The following is a 16,377-nucleotide window of genomic DNA, read 5'->3' as shown; positions in this document are numbered from 1 at the left end:
CATTCTCTGAAACGGGATTAAAACAAGGGCATGTTGACCTTTCGCGGTTAAGTTTTGTTCGAGATAAAATCGTTTTAATCGCGACGAGAGGTTTGCCGCCTAGTCATTCTAAGCAAAACCCTCTCAACAAAGAGTAAAACGATTTTAGCCGAACCCTTCGGGCAGTGTTTGTGGTTCCTTTCTACAGCGTTATCGAATTCTCATGTAGGCGAGCTACACCTCGAATTCTCTGCCTTGTATAAATAACCCACAAACGGCTGCAAAAATCAGCTCGATAGGTCAACATGCCCTGCAACTCTGTCCAGTGTGCTAGAGTTTTTTTGTCTTGTCTATCACCATTAGTCACTGTAATTACTATGGTTATTTGGTCTGTTGTCTTCACTTATTGAACATTAAAAATCACAGTACGAGGCAGCTTGCTTATAAGTTCATCAATATTGAATGGATCTTACTTTCGGGTGTTGAACATCTTCTTAGTCTCTTTCTCAGACCAGAAGTTAATGTTGAATTGTGCGTCGTCGCTCAGCTCTACTCGATGCCAATATTGAGGTGGACTTGTGGCAAATTGCCCTGCTTGGATCGTGATAACACTTTCTGGTTCTGTCGCGTCGGTATCGGCAAAACCATAGAAGGTGACGGTGCCTTTCATTACGCAGATCTGCCCGAATACACCTTCTGCGGTGTTGTGGTGATTAAGCAATGCAGCCGGTATGTTGTCTTTGGTGAAAAATGGCGTTGAACGTTGAATTTTCCAGTGTGACGGAATACGTAAATGACTCATATAAAACCTCTTGTCTGTATTTTGAATACAAGCTTTAGCTTTGATTGAATTGGTGACCGTGATTACCAGTAGTTTTCACTGCTGAATTGGCCAGGCTTTCGGCGTAAGTGCTTCTCGAAACCTAAGTTGGTTAGTGCTTCACTTGTGTCGCGAACCATTTGCGGATTGCCACAAAGGTAGAAAAAACTGCGGGTTTGATTGAAAGTGACAGACGTGGTTTGCTCAAGGTCGCCTCCAAGTAACAAGCTTGGGATTCGTCCGCGCAAAGTTCCGGTGACTGATTCTCTAGAAATAATTGGCACATATTGTAGTTTCCCCTGAAAGTGTTCAACGAGTTGATTGATTCGATCTTGATACGTGAGGTCTTGCTCTGTTCTTACGGCATGAACCAGTACAAGGTTTTTGAACGAGGTGATTTTTTCAGATTCAGAGCCGTTTTGCTGTTGTATCTGCATGCTTTCGAGCATTGAGATAAAAGGCCCAACGGCGGTTCCGGTTGAAAGCATCCATAGATCCTCGGCGATCTCTGGAATCTCATTTAGCGTCATAAAGCCGCTTGGGTCTTTGCCTACAAATATGTCATCGCCTACCTTCAACTCATGAAGTTGAGGTGAAAGCTGCCCGTTCTGATCCTTAATAATCAAAAATTCCAGATGTTGATGACCTTGTTCGTGCTCTGGCGCATTCACCATGGAATAAGCACGTCTGACAAGCTCCTCCTCGTTGTTAAGTAAACCAAGTTTCGTGAACTGACCTGCCTGATAGGGAGAGACGGGAGCACTGACTTGCAGCGAGAACAGTTGATCTGTCCATTGTGTTTTATGTAAGACTTTGCCAGTTACCAAACCATGAGGAATATCTGTCATATCATCACCTTTACTTAGAGAAGTTATCTCATTAAGGATACTCAACTATTTACACTTTGGAGTTGCATGTACCATGCCATTAATGAGAATGCTTATCAATACTAATCGTTTTGGTGAGGGCGATTCTAAATGATGTCAAATGGACTCTGCCTTGGTTAGTCTAAATGACCTCTTTATTGTTTTTTGATGTGGCACTTTCAGATTAAGGGGAGAGATTGATTTATGGGCACAGACCAAAATTAGTTCCGTGGTTTGACCCTTAATGTATTCACCAATAACTAAAGAGAATATTTTATAGATGAGTATAATGGCGGCTTTCGATCTCAATATAGCCGTGTTTTATGCTTGATAATCTTCGTATGGCCTTGAACGTGTTGTTCGTGACCATCAATACCGCAATGACTGCGTTTACCGTGAGCTTTTTTGGCCTCATCAAACTGATTCTTCCAATCTCTATTGTTCAAAAGTCATGTACTCGCTTAGCGAATTTCACATTTTGGTGTTGGGCTTCGCTCAATCTTTGGATGTTGAATGTGAATAACGATATCGAGTGGCAAGTTGAGGGCGGGGAAGACATCTCGACTAAGCAATGGTACTTGATGATGTCGAATCACCTCAGTTGGGCGGATATCGTGATCTTGTCTTCGATCTTGAAAGACAAGATGCCAATGACTAAGTTCTTCCTTAAGCATGAATTGCTGTACGTTCCTTTTGTTGGTTTGGCTTGTTGGGGCTTGGATATGCCTTTCATGAGACGTCACTCACGTGAGTTTTTGATTCGTAACCCTGAGCGTCGCAATGATGACTTTGATGCAATTAATAAGGCATGTACTAAGTTCAAATGGGCACCGACAACCTTGGTAAATTTTGTGGAAGGAACTCGTGCAAACCACGAGAAACTGGCGACAGCGAAAACACCTTATCGACATCTACTTAAACCGAAAACAGGTGGTGTGGCGTTTGCTCTATCGGCAATGGGCCCAATCTTGGATGGTATTGTAGATGTCACTTTGGCTTATCCAGAAAATCAGGCTTCTCCATTTGAAGACATGCTGAAGGGTAAAATGACCAAGGTGGTGGTGCGTATTAAACTGCACCCAATGGATGAGAACGTGAACGGCAATTATTTTGAAGATAAAGCGTTTAAACGTCGTTTCCACAGTTGGTTGAATAGTACGTGGAAAGAGAAAGACGACTATCTTGATACGGTTTATGGGGTTGATACGCCCTGTGAGGTTGAAACGACTGATGAACCTGATGTGGCTTATAAGAAACAAGAACAGTAAGCTCATACCAAATCGATAGCATCAAAAAAGCCGATAGTTCATTGAACTGTCGGCTTTTCTATTGATTGGGCTTTGTCTACTCAAACAGTGCAGTCAGTGCTCACTATGTTTTAAAGTGCTAAAACAAGGATGGTCAAAGAGTGAGGAAGTTAAATCGCTTGGTAAGCTTCAATGATGTGCTTAACCTGACTGGTTTTGCCTTGCTTCTCTTGTCCTTGATGGATGCGCAAGTAGTGCTGCAATGTTTTGGCTTTGTATTGCTGTGATACTTGCTTCTGTTGTTCACAGTTCGGAGTCCAGATCTTGTCGCCGACGCTTGATATCTTAGTTACCGTTCGGTTATTGCCGTTTTCATCTAGATTTTTGTCGCTTTCACCTTGGTTATTGCTGACCAATAAAATCTCGTAGTACCGACGGTTCTCTTCAATTAACACTTCATCAATTAGGCCGAAATTGAGCGCCTTTAAATGATTTCTTAGCTCGAACTGCTGATGAACCGGGCAAAGCAAAAAATCGATCGCTTTGTCTGGATGCTTACAATGAATATCGTCGACGAGCTTTTGTGTTAGATCGCCTCCCACACCCGCAATAATGACCAGATGTCTGCCAGTGTGCTTTTCCAATGGAATCGCTGCGACATCCAAGCAGTAGACTTGCCATTGGCTAGTAACCTTTTGCTTTGCGGTTTCACCTTGGGGAAAGTAACGAGTTAGTTTGCCTTCTAGTTCATTCATCAGAGAAGGGACGATATCGACAAAATGAATCTGCGGTGCTTTGTGGTCAGATAATAGTTGAACACCCAAGAAGCCGTGATCACAACAACAGTCCCAAATATGTTGGTAGTCATTACTGACAAGGGAGTGGAGAGTTTGCAGTCGGTTACTTAGCTTCATAAGGCTCGTATCGTTAAAAAAGGGTATTGTTGTATCGAACGCGCATTGTAATGACTTTCCATAAAAACAAAAGCACCTAGGGGATTAATCCTAGGTGCTTTTTTGTTATCGGTATCGTACCAATCGGTGTGATACGAGCGTGTTAGCTAATGTCTACGACGCTTTGGCTACGCCTCTAATGTGACCTTCTACTCGATTCTTTCCAAGTTGTAGTGCGATAAGCTTTGCTTGTTCCGCAAGGGCTAAAGCAGAGTCTGTTTCGCCGTCTATTTGCGAAAACCCGACGCTGATACTGAGTGACAATGTGATATCCGGAGTGACTATGGTTTTCTCGGCGATGCTGACTCGACATTGTTCCAATTGGTGCTTGGCATCCTTCGCATCATTCGCTTTGAATAAAACGGCGAACTCCTTATCCCCAACTCGAGCAAGGCAAAGCCCTTTTGGCTTAGGGAAGTAAGAACGCATCGCTTCTGCGGCGAGCTTTATCATCTTGTCGCCAATCGCTTCACCGTAAGCTCGATTTACGTGGTCAAAGTTATCGATATCGAGCAGAGCTACATAGGTATCGGGTTCGCATGCGTAGTTGTCGATCGCGATGTTAAAACTACTTTTGTTGTTTAACTGAGTCATGAGATCTTTACTGCTCAATTGATGGTGGAGCAGTAAGTTAGACAACGAGACTTCCGTGTAATCTTTGATCATACGTAAAATACTTTGACTGATCGGCAAGGGCGCATTGACGTAAATCACCGCGATTAGCTGGTTACGAGAGTGCAAAGGGATACAGTAGTGGCGTTGGAGTATTTTGAGTTTACGTGCCAATGGATCTGCGTATTTGCTGCTTCGATAAGCCATGGCCTCGGGAGCAAATCGCTCAGCAAGGGCTTTGTCAGTATGTAGCGTTGATTTGTTTCCATGATAATCGATAGTACTGAATGAATGGCTCTCTGCTTGATAAAGGCAGAATTGAATGCCTTTTTGATAGGTAAAGCTGTTGAATATGGCTTTTAACTCTCGTTTAAAGCTGGCGAGATCATCAACTTTATTCAGTTGAGATAACGACATGTTCAAGCTGTGAGCCAGGTAGTGTGCGCCAATCCATAATAGAAGCAGTGACCCGAGTACCACGCCAGTTAGCGTAAATTGGTGTGAGCTGGTGAGTATGTCGTGGCGATCAGTGCCCGAGACGAATACCCAGTTTAAGCTGTTGTCAGCATCAAATACCGTTATTTTGAAATTATCTTGATAGTAGTATTCGTGTTGGCCGACGGTCTCACCTTGCGAGAGCTGGTGGCTGATGCCGGCATGATAGCTGATGGATTTGGAGCCAATGCGTTTCGGATCAGGATGGAAAACCAATCGTTCGGTTGCTCTATCAACCACAAATACATAGCCACGGTCTAATGTCTTTAAGTCTCTCAGGCCTTGTGTGGTATGCAAAAGGTCAAACTCAATCCATATTTCTTTGTTCAACTTTTCCGTCGTGTGTTTGATCGCGAAAACCCAACGACCATCGGGTTTTTGATAGATAGAAGAGATGTAAAAACCTTCTACAACACTATCTATTGGATTCCACTGGATGGCATCGATCTGCTCATTAGAAAGAGGCAGACCACGAGTTGAAATATATTGTTGGGATTGAGGCTGGTATTGAACAATATCGGAGAAGTTAGGTGTTCTCTTAAGAATATTGTCACTGATGTCCCTGAATTTTTGTTCACCGACTGGGCCTGATGTAGATAAGCTTAAACTGGTTTCCAAAAAATAGAGTTTGCCGAATGTGGCTTCGATGTTGGAATTGATGATGGAACTTGCGATACGAATATTTGATAGTGATTGTTCTTTTGCCGTCGTTTCTACTTTTTCAAGTTGAGCTGCAGCAAGATAGAGCATCCCTCCAGTTAATAAAATAATGTATGGTTTAAAAAGCCGAATTAATGTTTTAGGTAAAGCCATGATATCCAAAGACGTTATAGATTCATTTTTATAGTACGGCCATACTAAACAGTTTTCGTAATCACATCAATGCAAAATGTTCCATATAAAAAATTGAGTTTGTGACGTTCAGCTAATAAAAAAGCCAGTCATAAATATAACTGGCTTCTATGGCTTCGCGTGTTCTATTAAGCTGATTTGGCTTTTAACCTAAACCTAAACCTAAACCTAAACCTAAACCTAAACCGAATCAGTCTTGTTTGGCGAATAGTGCAAAATTGCCATTGAAATGGGAGATAACAGCATTTCACCTTCGGCATGACCCGGTTTCACGTTTCGCAAGTTGGTATCACAGATGGTTACCCAGTTTTGCTGACGGTCACTCGGTAAAGAAAATCGAGCCGGTGCGTTGGTTTGGTTGATCAGATAAATCAACTCGTCGCCATCTTTGCCGATGCCTAAATGTAAGGCTACAGAGCTTAAACGGTTCCAATCATCATGTTCCATGATTGTGCCATCAACACGGCTCCAGAATATACGGTTAGAGTTACGTTTATCGCCACTGAACGCCTTGATAAACGGCACCATGTATTGCTGACGTGCGGAGATCATCTCAGACAACCAAGCCTTGAAATAAGCCTTACGCTCGGAATCTTCCCAGTTGAGCCAGCTAGTGACGCTGTCTTGGCAGTACGCGTTGTTGTTGCCCTTTTGAGAATGAGATAACACATCGGCCGTCAAAATATGCGGAATACCGAATGCAAATAACAGGCTAGCCATGAAGTTACGCTTTTGCTTTTCGCGTGTTGCGATAACCAAAAGGTTTTCTGTATTGCCTTCTACACCATAGTTTTCAGAGCGGTTATCACCGTGTCCATCGCGGTTGCTCTCACCATTTTCTTCATTGTGCTTATGTTTATAAGAAACAAGATCTTGCATGGTGAAGCCGTCATGATAAGTGATGTAGTTGACGGTTAATTTGTACGGCCAGTGTGCGGCACTGTAGATGTCACGAGAGCCCATTAAGCGAGTCGCAAACTCTTTCAAGTAGCCTTGATCACCACGCCAGAAGCTACGAGTGATATCTCGCAGTTTGTCGTTACATTCATTCCACCCCAACGGAAAATTGCCAACTTGGTAGCCATTTGGCCCGATGTCCCATGGTTCTGCAATTAACTTGGCTTCTTTCAATACCGGATCTTGGGCGACGGCTTTGAAGAAAGCAGCCTCAGGATTGTAGTTATCGCCTTCGCGCCCCAGTGTTGCTGCCAAATCAAAACGGAAGCCGTCGACTTGGAACTCACTAACCCAGTAGCGCAGTGTATCCATGACTAAGTTAAGTGCTGGTTGGTGGGTGAGGTCGACCGTGTTACCACAACCAGTGAAGTTCGCGTAATGACAGCCATGCTTAATGTAGTAGCGGCTATCCAGTGCTTTTAGGTTGAAGGTTGTACCACCTTCACCGCCTTCTGCTGTGTGGTTGTAGACGACGTCGAGAATGACTTCGATACCGTTGCGGTGCAGTTCTCGAATCGCGGTTTTGAGTTCACTTACGGCGTCTTTCTCTGCGTAGCGTGGGTCTGGCACCATAAACAAATATGGATTGTAACCCCAGTAATTCACTTTCCCCATATCCAATAGGTGGGGTTCATGCATACATGCAGCAATAGGTAAAAGTTGTAGAGAATTGATGTTTTGCTGTTTATAGAATGCAAGCATTTCGGGACTAACTAACCCCAAATAACGGCCTTTTGTATTGGTCGCGACTTCTGGGTGAAGTTGAGATAGGCCTTTAACATGGGTTTCGAAAAGAACGGTCTCTTCGCGGCTAATACGCGGCTTTTCGACATCTTGCCAATCGAACGTGTCATCAACTACGAGACACTTCGCCATCGAAAAGCTTTTTTCATTGGTATATGGCGTTGCGTAATCGAGCGGTTCGCTTATTGCTTTAGCGTAAGGGTCGGAAAGTAAGATCGGGCCATTATCAGTTTCAGCAATGAAACCGTATTTTTGTCCCGCTTTAATACCATCAACAAATACATACCTGATATCAGCGTATTCATTTTCCAATTTATAAGTGGTGAACTCATCGTTCTCGTCAAAAAGAGCGAGAGAAAGGGATTTACAGTCAGGGGAATAAATTGAGAAGTTACAGCCAGTGTTACCTAGCGTTGCGCCTAGTGGATAAGGGCGAGCGAGCGTTCTAGTCATTGCTTGATTTCTTGTTCGTTTATCAACATCAGTGAACTATTAGTAAAAGGCTTTGTCCCATTAAGGTCAAGCAACTTCATAGAATAAATTTTGTTGAAAAATAATTCATCGATGAAGTTCAAATTATATATTTGAAGTAGATCTCACTTATGCTGAATAATTAGATCTGTGTGCTGTCTACTCCTCCTAGATTAAGTGATCCAACCCTTTAAAATACCATTCTGTATAAACTCTACTCCCTTCTCATCCCCCTTAATTTAGTTCGGGGTGGAGGAAGTCAAACTTGTCATCCCCTCTTAATATTGGCTCCGTTGAAACGAATCAGGGGAAACCCTAAACCTCTCTATCTTACGCCCACCATTACTGCCTTTGGTTGTCGCAAGAGAGCAAAAATATAAAACCTAAAATAAATCGTCCTTAATGGAGTTAAGAATGAAAAAAGTAAGTTTGATTGCTGCTGCAGTGGCTTCTGCACTTGTCGCTGGTTCAGCGTTCGCAGAAAATGACGTTGCACTTGATGTAACAAGTGGTGACTCTTCAATGGAAGTAGAGGTGAAAAACCCTACTGACGTTATCACTGACGGCTGGGAAGTTCACGGTTACATGTCTTCTAACGTTCGTGTTGTCGACGGTAAAACAGTAGACACTGAATTCGGTAAGCCAGATTACAAAACAGCGGGTACTCACGGTAAGAGTACTAACCAAGTTGAATTTGTAATTAAGAAGCACTCTGAGTACCAAAATGGTGTGTGGGCGGACTACGTTCTTCGTACTGAATATGGTAACGGTAACTCATACGCTTATTCTTCTGAAGGCGGACAAAAGAAGAATGATGATTCTCAGTTCGAAGTAAAAGAAGCTTTCGTTGAGCTCGGCGGTATTTTAGGTGAAGACACTTCTATTTGGGGTGGTCAACGTTACCTAAACCGTGCAGCAGGTCTTTTATCTGGTGAGTTCTGGAAACAATCATCTGGTATTGGTGCAGGTATTCAAACTAAGCTTGCAGGACATACTGCTGGTATCGCTTATGTAATGGCTGATCCTGATGCAGGTTCTGCAGATTCTTATGCGATTGACTGTAAGCAAAAAGATGGCACTACATCGACAGATCCTAATAAATGTAAAGTTAATAAAAACGGTGCAAAAGAAAGAGAAACTCTCTCTTCTATCGATTTGTACTACTACGGCGTGGATGCGGGTATCGGCAGCCTAGACTTTGACTTTAAATATGGTCAGAAACACATTAATAATGGTGAGGATCAAGATGGTTTCGGAGCTGCTGTAACACTAAACACAAGCTACTATGGTCTAGACGGTTGGACTCAAAATGCCATTGCTTATGGTTCTGGTGTAATGCAAAACCGTGGTGTTAACTTCGGTGGTTGGTCTGGCGGCGATGATAAAGCTGAGTCTCTATTCTTAACTTCTTACGGTGTACTAAACATTTCAGAAAGATGGCAGCTAGGTACGGAAGCTGTGTACTTTACAGCTCTTGACCAATTGTTTGGTGCTGACGGTTTGACTCGTTACATGGTTGCTGCTCGTCCTTCTTACAAGCTGAACGACAACGTTCGTTTAGAAGCAACGGCTTCTTACGGTCACGAAGAGGGTGATGAAGGTTACTTTGGTGGTCGTACTGGCGATGCTGTAGAGAGCGATATTCTTAACCTAGAAATTGCAACTGCATTTACAGCGAACTCTGACTACTTCGGTCGTCCACAAGTTAAGCCTTACATTAGCTACATTAAAGCTGATGATGAAGCAAGTGCTAAACAAATTGGTATCGATAACGGTAAAGACGAATTTGTATTCGGTGTACACACTGAAATTTGGTTCTAAACCGTTTAAAGTATAAGGCAGCCATTGGCTGCCTTTTTCCGTTTCCCCCAACAACAACCAATAGTGAGAGAGATTACAATGACAAATAAAAGCTCTATGTTAGCCGTGGTACTAGGTGCCTTGCTAAGCGGTTGTGCTTCCGATGCTCAGGTTCAAACTAAACTCGATGCACCCACTAATGCAGAAGTATGCTGCAGCGATTTTTCGCAGTACCCATACGCACAATTGAATGATAATGAAGATTTAAAGTTTGATATCGACTTGGGGTCACCTGTCGGTACATTTACAACAGGTAATAGCCACTTTGCAGCGTTCAAGTTCAGCGAGCGCTCAGGGGAGATGGTCGTTAAGCTATCGAGCTTGATGATCGATGATTCAGTTTTTGCTCCAGAAGCCATGCTTCTAGATGAAAACTTTAAGCCAGTGCAAACATTGAAGTTTGAAGACTTTAAGGTTCAGGCATCCGACGCTTTTACTCGCACGAGTTACATTGAGCGCTTGCGTATTGATGCGAGTAAGACACCTTATATTGTTATCTACACGCCTGCTGATGAACTTGGCAATAAGGTGAAAGTTGATCACCCAGCAAAGGTGAGAGCGAAAGAATTTGGTGAGGTGATGCCTATGGTCACCGATCCGGTATACACCAATCAATTAGGTGGTCGTTTAGAGTTAGAAATTAAAACTTTAAAACTTCGCCCTTACCGTGCAAAACCTGCCGTAGCGCCGGTCGTTGCTGCCCCTGCCGCTCTGGCAGCGACTGCAACAGCTGTTGTACCTAAGAAAGCAGACACGCAGATACGTGTGCAGCAAGAGACAAAAGACTTCTATTTGTCTGCTATACAAAATGCGGTGAAGTCAGGTGATATACCGAAAGCTTTAGGTTTGTTAGATGAAGCGAAGGCGCTTAATGTTGAAGGTGCACAAGAAGCTTTTGTGCGAGCCGTCAACGCAAAATAGCTTATTAGCTTATTAGCTTATTAGCTTATTAGTTAGCTTAATAACTTAATAGATTAGTAGGCTTAATGGCTTAGCAGCCCAGTATCTTAGTCGCTTAGAGATAGAAATAAAGATAGAACGCTCCTTTAAAGGGGCGTTTTTTATATCTGAATTTATAGACACTTCAAGTTTAGAGGTCGTTATGCAATCTGAATTGATTATTATCGATGAGTTCTTTATTCCACAGTTGAATCGAACTCGAACGCTCCGCATTTACCTTCCTGCGGGGTATCACCAAGCAGAGCACGCTTATCCTGTCTTATATATGCATGATGGGCAGAATGTCTTTGAGAAGTCTACAGCGACGTATGGGATGTGTTGGGACGCACAAACGACACTCGATGAGATGCAAAGGCTCGGTAAGTTATCAGGGGTAATTGTTGTCCCCATCGACAGCAGTCATGAGCTTAATGGCATGGAGCGTTACAATGAGTATTCGCCTTGGCGCGCTAACCAAGAGATAAAAGAGTTGGGTGTTGGTGATGAGCTACTTAAATTTGGTGGTGAAGGGGACGAGTACATGGCGTTTATCTGTCATACATTGAAGCCCTATATAGACCAAACATACAGAACAAAGCCGAACCGAGAGTTTACGTACCTTGCTGGCAGTTCAATGGGCGGGCTAATTAGCTTATATGGTGGCTCACTGTATCAGAATACCTTTGGCGTGCTTGGGGTTTTCTCTCCGGCATTTTGGTTCAATAAATCCTCATACTTCGAGTATATGAAAGAGTTTAGCTTTCTGTCTCCAACGAAAATATATATGGATATGGGAACGAATGAAGCTCGTGAAGAGGCAAGCGCAGATTTTGCTGACGTTTACCTGAGTGGTTCAAGGGCAATGAACACGTTACTCACTCAAAAGCCGAACGTGACGCTGTTTTATCAAGAAGGGCAAGGTCATCAACACAATGAACTGGCTTGGTCGTTGCGATTCCCGGATTTCATCGACTTTATTTTTAGACAATAAAAGAAGGCCTAACTCCGTTTTGTCTTCGTAACCGGTGTATTAGGCCTGCTTTTTTATCGCTTTATAGCCGTATCACTTTATACGTCTATAAAGCGATAGGCTTAGTATCAGCAAAGCTAGTCCTTGGCTGCTGACAATTTTTGCTTATTGCGCTTGTTCAACAAGTAGTCCTTGCTCATCAAGCTGTTGTGTTGCCTTGCAAAGTCGGGCTTGGCAAATTGTAAATCGCGTAAGATGGCGTTATTTGGCTTTGGTTGAATCTCAAACTGCGCTTGTTTGTCGTTGACCGTGACCTGTTGTTGGTGACTGTCGATCATGATCTCCAACGATTGTGTTAATGGTGTCGAGATTACGGCAACAGACTCATGGTTTATGTCTAGCGTAAGCACCAATGTGATTTCGGGACTTACCGTATCTTCTAGATTTGACTGAATCTTGTAATGAGAAATCCCATTTTTGGATTCAAATGACAGTCGTAGCTGGTTTCCTTGACCAAAAGGCAACGAAGCCACTAATTCGCTCCAACAACTTGGGAAGTTTGGTGTTAGGTGTATCTGATTGTCCAATAAGCGTGGGCAATATCCCAAATAGTCCTGTTGCGCGTTACGAGCGTATTCTGAAACGGACCAGGCTTGAGCAAACGTCCCTGATTCTACAAGGTCGCGGTCACTATCTTGGAAAGCGTCTAAATTCTCACTCATTGTCCCTCTACAGCCTTGTGTAAGGATCTGTTTTGCCAAGTTTTTGGATAGTTGGTAACTGAGATCTTGCTGCTTAAACTTATTGAGCGCCGTAATGGTAAAGCCCGCATTCCACCCCCAGATCGTCCCGTTGTGATAAGCCGCGTCCTTGTGGTACATAGCTTGATTGTCGTGATAAGGATGAAAATCGACATGCTCTTGTTGTAAGGAGCAGATGCCCCATGGGAACAATAGCGTTTCTACCGCGTTCTTGACGATGTATTGCTCTCTTTCATTCTGATTAAGCGGACTTTTCTGAGGAATTGAAATCGTCATCAACTGATTCGGGCGCACGCTATAATCAGGCACATCACCTTGCGATAAATGGTCGGCTAGGCGATGGTTTTTATCATCCCAAAACTTGGTGGCGAAACTCTCTTTCACTTTTCCGGCTTGGATTGCCCAGCTCTTTTCTGATTCAGAGTCGCCCACCAGATTAGCGAGTTGAATCGCGCAGTTTAAGCTTTCAAACCACAAAGCTTGGATGTCATTAGCTTTAGGCCCGCGAGGAGACCAAGGTGTCATCCCATCAATTTTCGCATCCATCCACGTATCAGGGTGGCGATGTGCCATCAGGCTGTCTTTATTCGAATAATCTTCATTCAAGCCATCTTTATTCAAGCTATCTTCATTCAAGTAGTGTTTTTCGACACCCGTGATGAAATGCTTGAGAGTAGGATAAATGGCCTTAGCGAACGCCACATCGCCAGAGTAGTTGATGTACTCAAGGGCTTCACGAATCATCCAAGGAGTGCCATCGGTGGTGTTATAAATGATGTTCGTTTTACTCGTCACTCGATTCGGGATTCGTCCGTAATTTGTGGAATCTTCGTCGAGCATCTGCATGGACGCAAAGTTTTCAATGATCTCTTTTGCTTCACTAAACAGCCCATTAACCAAGCTTGTGCCCGACAAAGCGATAAAGGTGTCACGACCCCAACAGTCCTTGAACCAAGGTAATCCAGCCCAAATGCCCGTGCCGAACTCATGACTCACAAAGGTTCGGCTTGCAAGGCGCGACCACATGACGGCTTGGTTGTATTCAAGGTCGTTGGTCCACAAATAATTATTGGTTAAGAACTCATAAATCCGCTGTTGGTGAAGAACGTGTTCGTTATTTTTGATCGCTTGATTAACCAATGAGCTAGCGGTTTCAAGAGTTTCAGCAAAGCCGAGGTAGACGACAAGTTCAGTTTGTTTATCTGACGTCGTGAGCATGAGTTTTGCGTTGCTCTCTGAGAGCTGAACTAGGTCGCGAAGTTCAGGGTGAGCATTTAGCGAGATCTCTCGTGCATGTACAGCATGGTTACTCGCGATAGCGACAAACCTTGGGCAGCCGTCTGGGCAAACTTGAGGGCTGAGTTCAATGACGATGTTTGAGTCTGAGGTATGAACTTTAGAGTGAGTGGTCGGTATGTTGAGTTCTGGAATTAGGCTTAAAGCACTCGGTTTGTTTGACGACACAGTGAGTGATACAAGTCTGGAACCTTGAATCAAGTTCAGTGACTCTCGGCTATGATCATAATGATGTTCAATACCATAAGGCGTCAGGCTGGCACGTTCAGCCTCTAACTTATTATTGAACTTGCCGTCGATATAGCTAGCGAAGGTTCCCAGTATCCAACCTTGGTGGTGACGATATTTACCACCGTTTACATAGCTATAGGTTGCTCCATGATAGTAACCATCGACATTATCCCCGAACACAAACGGGAATGACCGTGTCTCTGTGATGGTGAGCTTTTGGAATAGTTGGTCATGTGACATTGCAAATTCAGGGTGTTGCCAGTGAGGCAGCGTCTCCTCAATCTCAGCCTCAATCAGGTGAGTATCAATAGGCTCACGTTGAGGTGTTGATAGATCATTGTATTCCCCCTTGGTTACGGTGATCGTTGGCGTCGAAGATCCAAATTGCACCTTCAAGGAGTATTGACCAGCGACAGCGGGAGAGAGCAGCAGATCATTGCCAATACCTTGTGTGTTGATAAGAGGCATCGCTTGTTCTAATTCGCAGAGTGTGGCTTCACTTTCATGCCCTGAAAGCGTCCATTGCTTGGTGCCATCTGAATCCGAAATTTTGAAGCGATAAAGGTCGGTAGATAAGCATAGGTTTGCTCGATAGGAGCCGTCTTGCTCTTTGAACAATGGGGTGTCTAACCCCCAACCATTGAATGTACCTTTTAGGTAAAGAGTAGGGATTTGCATAGCGACTTGATTTCCAAAACAAAAAAGGCACAGCATGCGCTGTGCCAAAGGACAATAGGATATTAATATGAGGAAAGGGTTATTAATATGAAGAAAGCTTATTTGGTAATTTGTTTCGCTGCTGTGTCTAGCGCTTCTCTAACGGTTTGCTTACCCTGCATTGCGTTATCGATAGCCGCACCTTCAGCGAACCAGTAAGCCGTCATTTGCGGAATGTTTGGCATGATTTCGCCGTTTTCAGCATTCGTCATGGTTGATTTGATGCGATCATCGCTCTCAAGAATTTTTTGGAATGATTTTAGTGTCACCGCGCCAAGAGGCTTGTCATCATTCATAGTTTTCAGAGCGTCGTCTTGGAATAGGTAGTTTTCTAAGAACTCGACAGCAAGATCAGTATTTGGACTCGCAGCATTGATACCCGCACTTAGGATCCCAACAAATGGGTTACCTTTACCGCCATTTAATGTCGGCAGTTCAGCAACGCCATAATTAACACCAAGCTTGTCTAAGTTACCCCAAGACCAAGGGCCATTAATGGTCATTGCCACATTGCCGTTGGTGAATTCTGCTTCTGCTACGGAGTAATCCATATTCGGGTTAACTACCCCTTGGTTTACCATATCAACTAAGAATTGAAGGCCGCGAACACCCGCTGCATTGTTAACACCTGTGCTTTTAGCGTCATAGCCTGTTGCTGTTTTTTCAAACGCGAAGGCACCACCAGCAGAAATCATCGGCCATGTGAAGTACGCATTTTTCACATCCCACATGATGGCTTTTTTGTTTTGCTTAGCCATTTCTTTCTGAATGTCAGCAAGCTCTTCCCATGTTTTTGGTGGGTTTGGAAGTAGGTCTTTGTTGTAGATTAGAGAAGGTGCTTCGATTGCTAGAGGGTAGCCCACAACTTTACCGTTGACTGTCACCGCACCCCAACTGAAGTCGACAAGCTTTTCTTTGAATTCTTTACTTGGGTTAAGTTCGTGAAGTAGCCCTGATTCTGCGTAGCCACCAAAACGGTCGTGTGCCCAGAAAATGATGTCAGGGCCGCCGCCTGTTGCTGCGTGTTGTTGGAATTTAGCTTCCAGTGAGTCTGGGTACTGAACGTTAATTTTTACACCAGTATCTTCTTCGAATTGTTTACCAATTTCAGCAAGACCGGCATAACTTTTATCGCCATTGATCCAGATTGTGATTTCACCTTCTTCCATAGCAAAAGCTGGTGCATTGAAAAGAGCAGCAAGGGTACAAATAGACAGTGTTTTCAATAGAGGTTTCATAATTTCATTCCATATTCAGAAGGTTATCCATAACGATAATCACTTCTATCAGTTCTTATTATCTGCTGAAAATAATATCGACTAATTTAGCCTTTGAGAAATAGGTAAACGCACCTTTGATATAGTAAAAAGCTATAGCAACGCCGATACAGTGCTGTTTTACAGGCGATCGCCATAGTTTTGTGAAGTGGCGCGTATAGAGAAATGTGAAGGCGGGCTCAAACTATTTTTGGGTGATGAAAGCCATCCAAAACTAAGCGTTAGGTTGCTTAGGTTAAGATGTGAAATGTTGGAGAGAATCGATGGCTTTGGGTAATAAAAAAGGTTCATCGCGGATTAGCGGGAACTCAAAACAAAAACGGTAGTAAG

General features: G+C 43.5%; 11 protein-coding genes. 4 read left to right on the top strand and 7 right to left on the bottom strand.

Going from position 1 to position 16,377, the window contains the following annotated elements; all coding sequences use genetic code 11:
* Positions 1-448 precede the first annotated feature (448 nt).
* On the bottom strand, positions 449-781 hold the full coding sequence (locus ACED53_RS11910; RefSeq protein WP_017100298.1) for a DUF1971 domain-containing protein: 333 nt from the start codon (positions 779-781) through the stop codon (positions 449-451).
* Positions 782-843: 62 nt separating this feature from the next.
* A complete protein-coding gene (locus ACED53_RS11905) occupies positions 844-1,647 on the bottom strand; it encodes a ferredoxin--NADP reductase (protein ID WP_032499110.1) in 804 nt (267 codons plus the stop codon).
* Positions 1,648-1,988: 341 nt separating this feature from the next.
* On the opposite strand from ACED53_RS11905, the gene ACED53_RS11900 reads away from it, so the two are divergent.
* Entirely contained in the window at positions 1,989-2,933 is a 945-nt protein-coding gene (locus tag ACED53_RS11900) for an acyltransferase (RefSeq protein WP_017100296.1), read from the top strand.
* A gap of 149 nt (positions 2,934-3,082) precedes the next feature.
* Here the strand turns inward: ACED53_RS11900 and ACED53_RS11895 are convergent, their stop codons facing one another.
* From ACED53_RS11895 to glgX, 3 genes are all read right to left on the bottom strand, one after another.
* Positions 3,083-3,826: a tRNA (adenine(22)-N(1))-methyltransferase TrmK gene (locus ACED53_RS11895; protein WP_017100295.1), complete on the bottom strand. Its 744-nt coding sequence runs from the start codon at positions 3,824-3,826 to the stop codon at positions 3,083-3,085.
* A gap of 153 nt (positions 3,827-3,979) precedes the next feature.
* A complete protein-coding gene (locus tag ACED53_RS11890) occupies positions 3,980-5,722 on the bottom strand; it encodes a diguanylate cyclase domain-containing protein (RefSeq protein ID WP_032499109.1) in 1,743 nt (580 codons plus the stop codon).
* Positions 5,723-6,004: 282 nt separating this feature from the next.
* Complete coding sequence (glgX, locus tag ACED53_RS11885; RefSeq protein WP_017100293.1) at positions 6,005-7,978, bottom strand: glycogen debranching protein GlgX; 1,974 nt, start codon at positions 7,976-7,978, stop codon at positions 6,005-6,007.
* 432 nt (positions 7,979-8,410) lie between these two features.
* On the opposite strand from glgX, the gene ACED53_RS11880 reads away from it, so the two are divergent.
* From ACED53_RS11880 to ACED53_RS11870, 3 genes are all read left to right on the top strand, one after another.
* Positions 8,411-9,817, top strand: a complete 1,407-nt coding sequence (locus tag ACED53_RS11880) for a carbohydrate porin (RefSeq protein WP_017100292.1) — start codon at positions 8,411-8,413, stop codon at positions 9,815-9,817.
* Positions 9,818-9,895: 78 nt separating this feature from the next.
* The gene (locus tag ACED53_RS11875; RefSeq protein WP_012600160.1) at positions 9,896-10,777 is read left to right on the top strand and encodes a MalM family protein; all 882 of its coding nucleotides are present in this window, start codon (positions 9,896-9,898) and stop codon (positions 10,775-10,777) included.
* Between the two features lie 181 nt (positions 10,778-10,958).
* Positions 10,959-11,786, top strand: coding sequence for an alpha/beta hydrolase (locus tag ACED53_RS11870; protein WP_102580028.1), 828 nt, complete (start codon positions 10,959-10,961; stop codon positions 11,784-11,786).
* A 116-nt stretch (positions 11,787-11,902) separates the two neighbouring features.
* Here the strand turns inward: ACED53_RS11870 and ACED53_RS11865 are convergent, their stop codons facing one another.
* Positions 11,903-14,779 carry an amylo-alpha-1,6-glucosidase gene (locus ACED53_RS11865; protein WP_017101562.1) on the bottom strand — a complete coding sequence of 959 codons (2,877 nt, stop codon included), beginning with the start codon at positions 14,777-14,779 and terminating at the stop codon, positions 11,903-11,905.
* A 50-nt stretch (positions 14,780-14,829) separates the two neighbouring features.
* Positions 14,830-16,008, bottom strand: coding sequence for a maltose/maltodextrin ABC transporter substrate-binding protein MalE (gene malE, locus ACED53_RS11860; RefSeq protein WP_017101561.1), 1,179 nt, complete (start codon positions 16,006-16,008; stop codon positions 14,830-14,832).
* Positions 16,009-16,377 lie beyond the last annotated feature (369 nt).

This window comes from Vibrio sp. 1F169 (assembly GCF_041439605.1).
GTDB classification, from domain to species: domain Bacteria; phylum Pseudomonadota; class Gammaproteobacteria; order Enterobacterales; family Vibrionaceae; genus Vibrio; species Vibrio tasmaniensis_A.
This window is presented reverse-complemented; position numbering and strand designations above follow the sequence as displayed.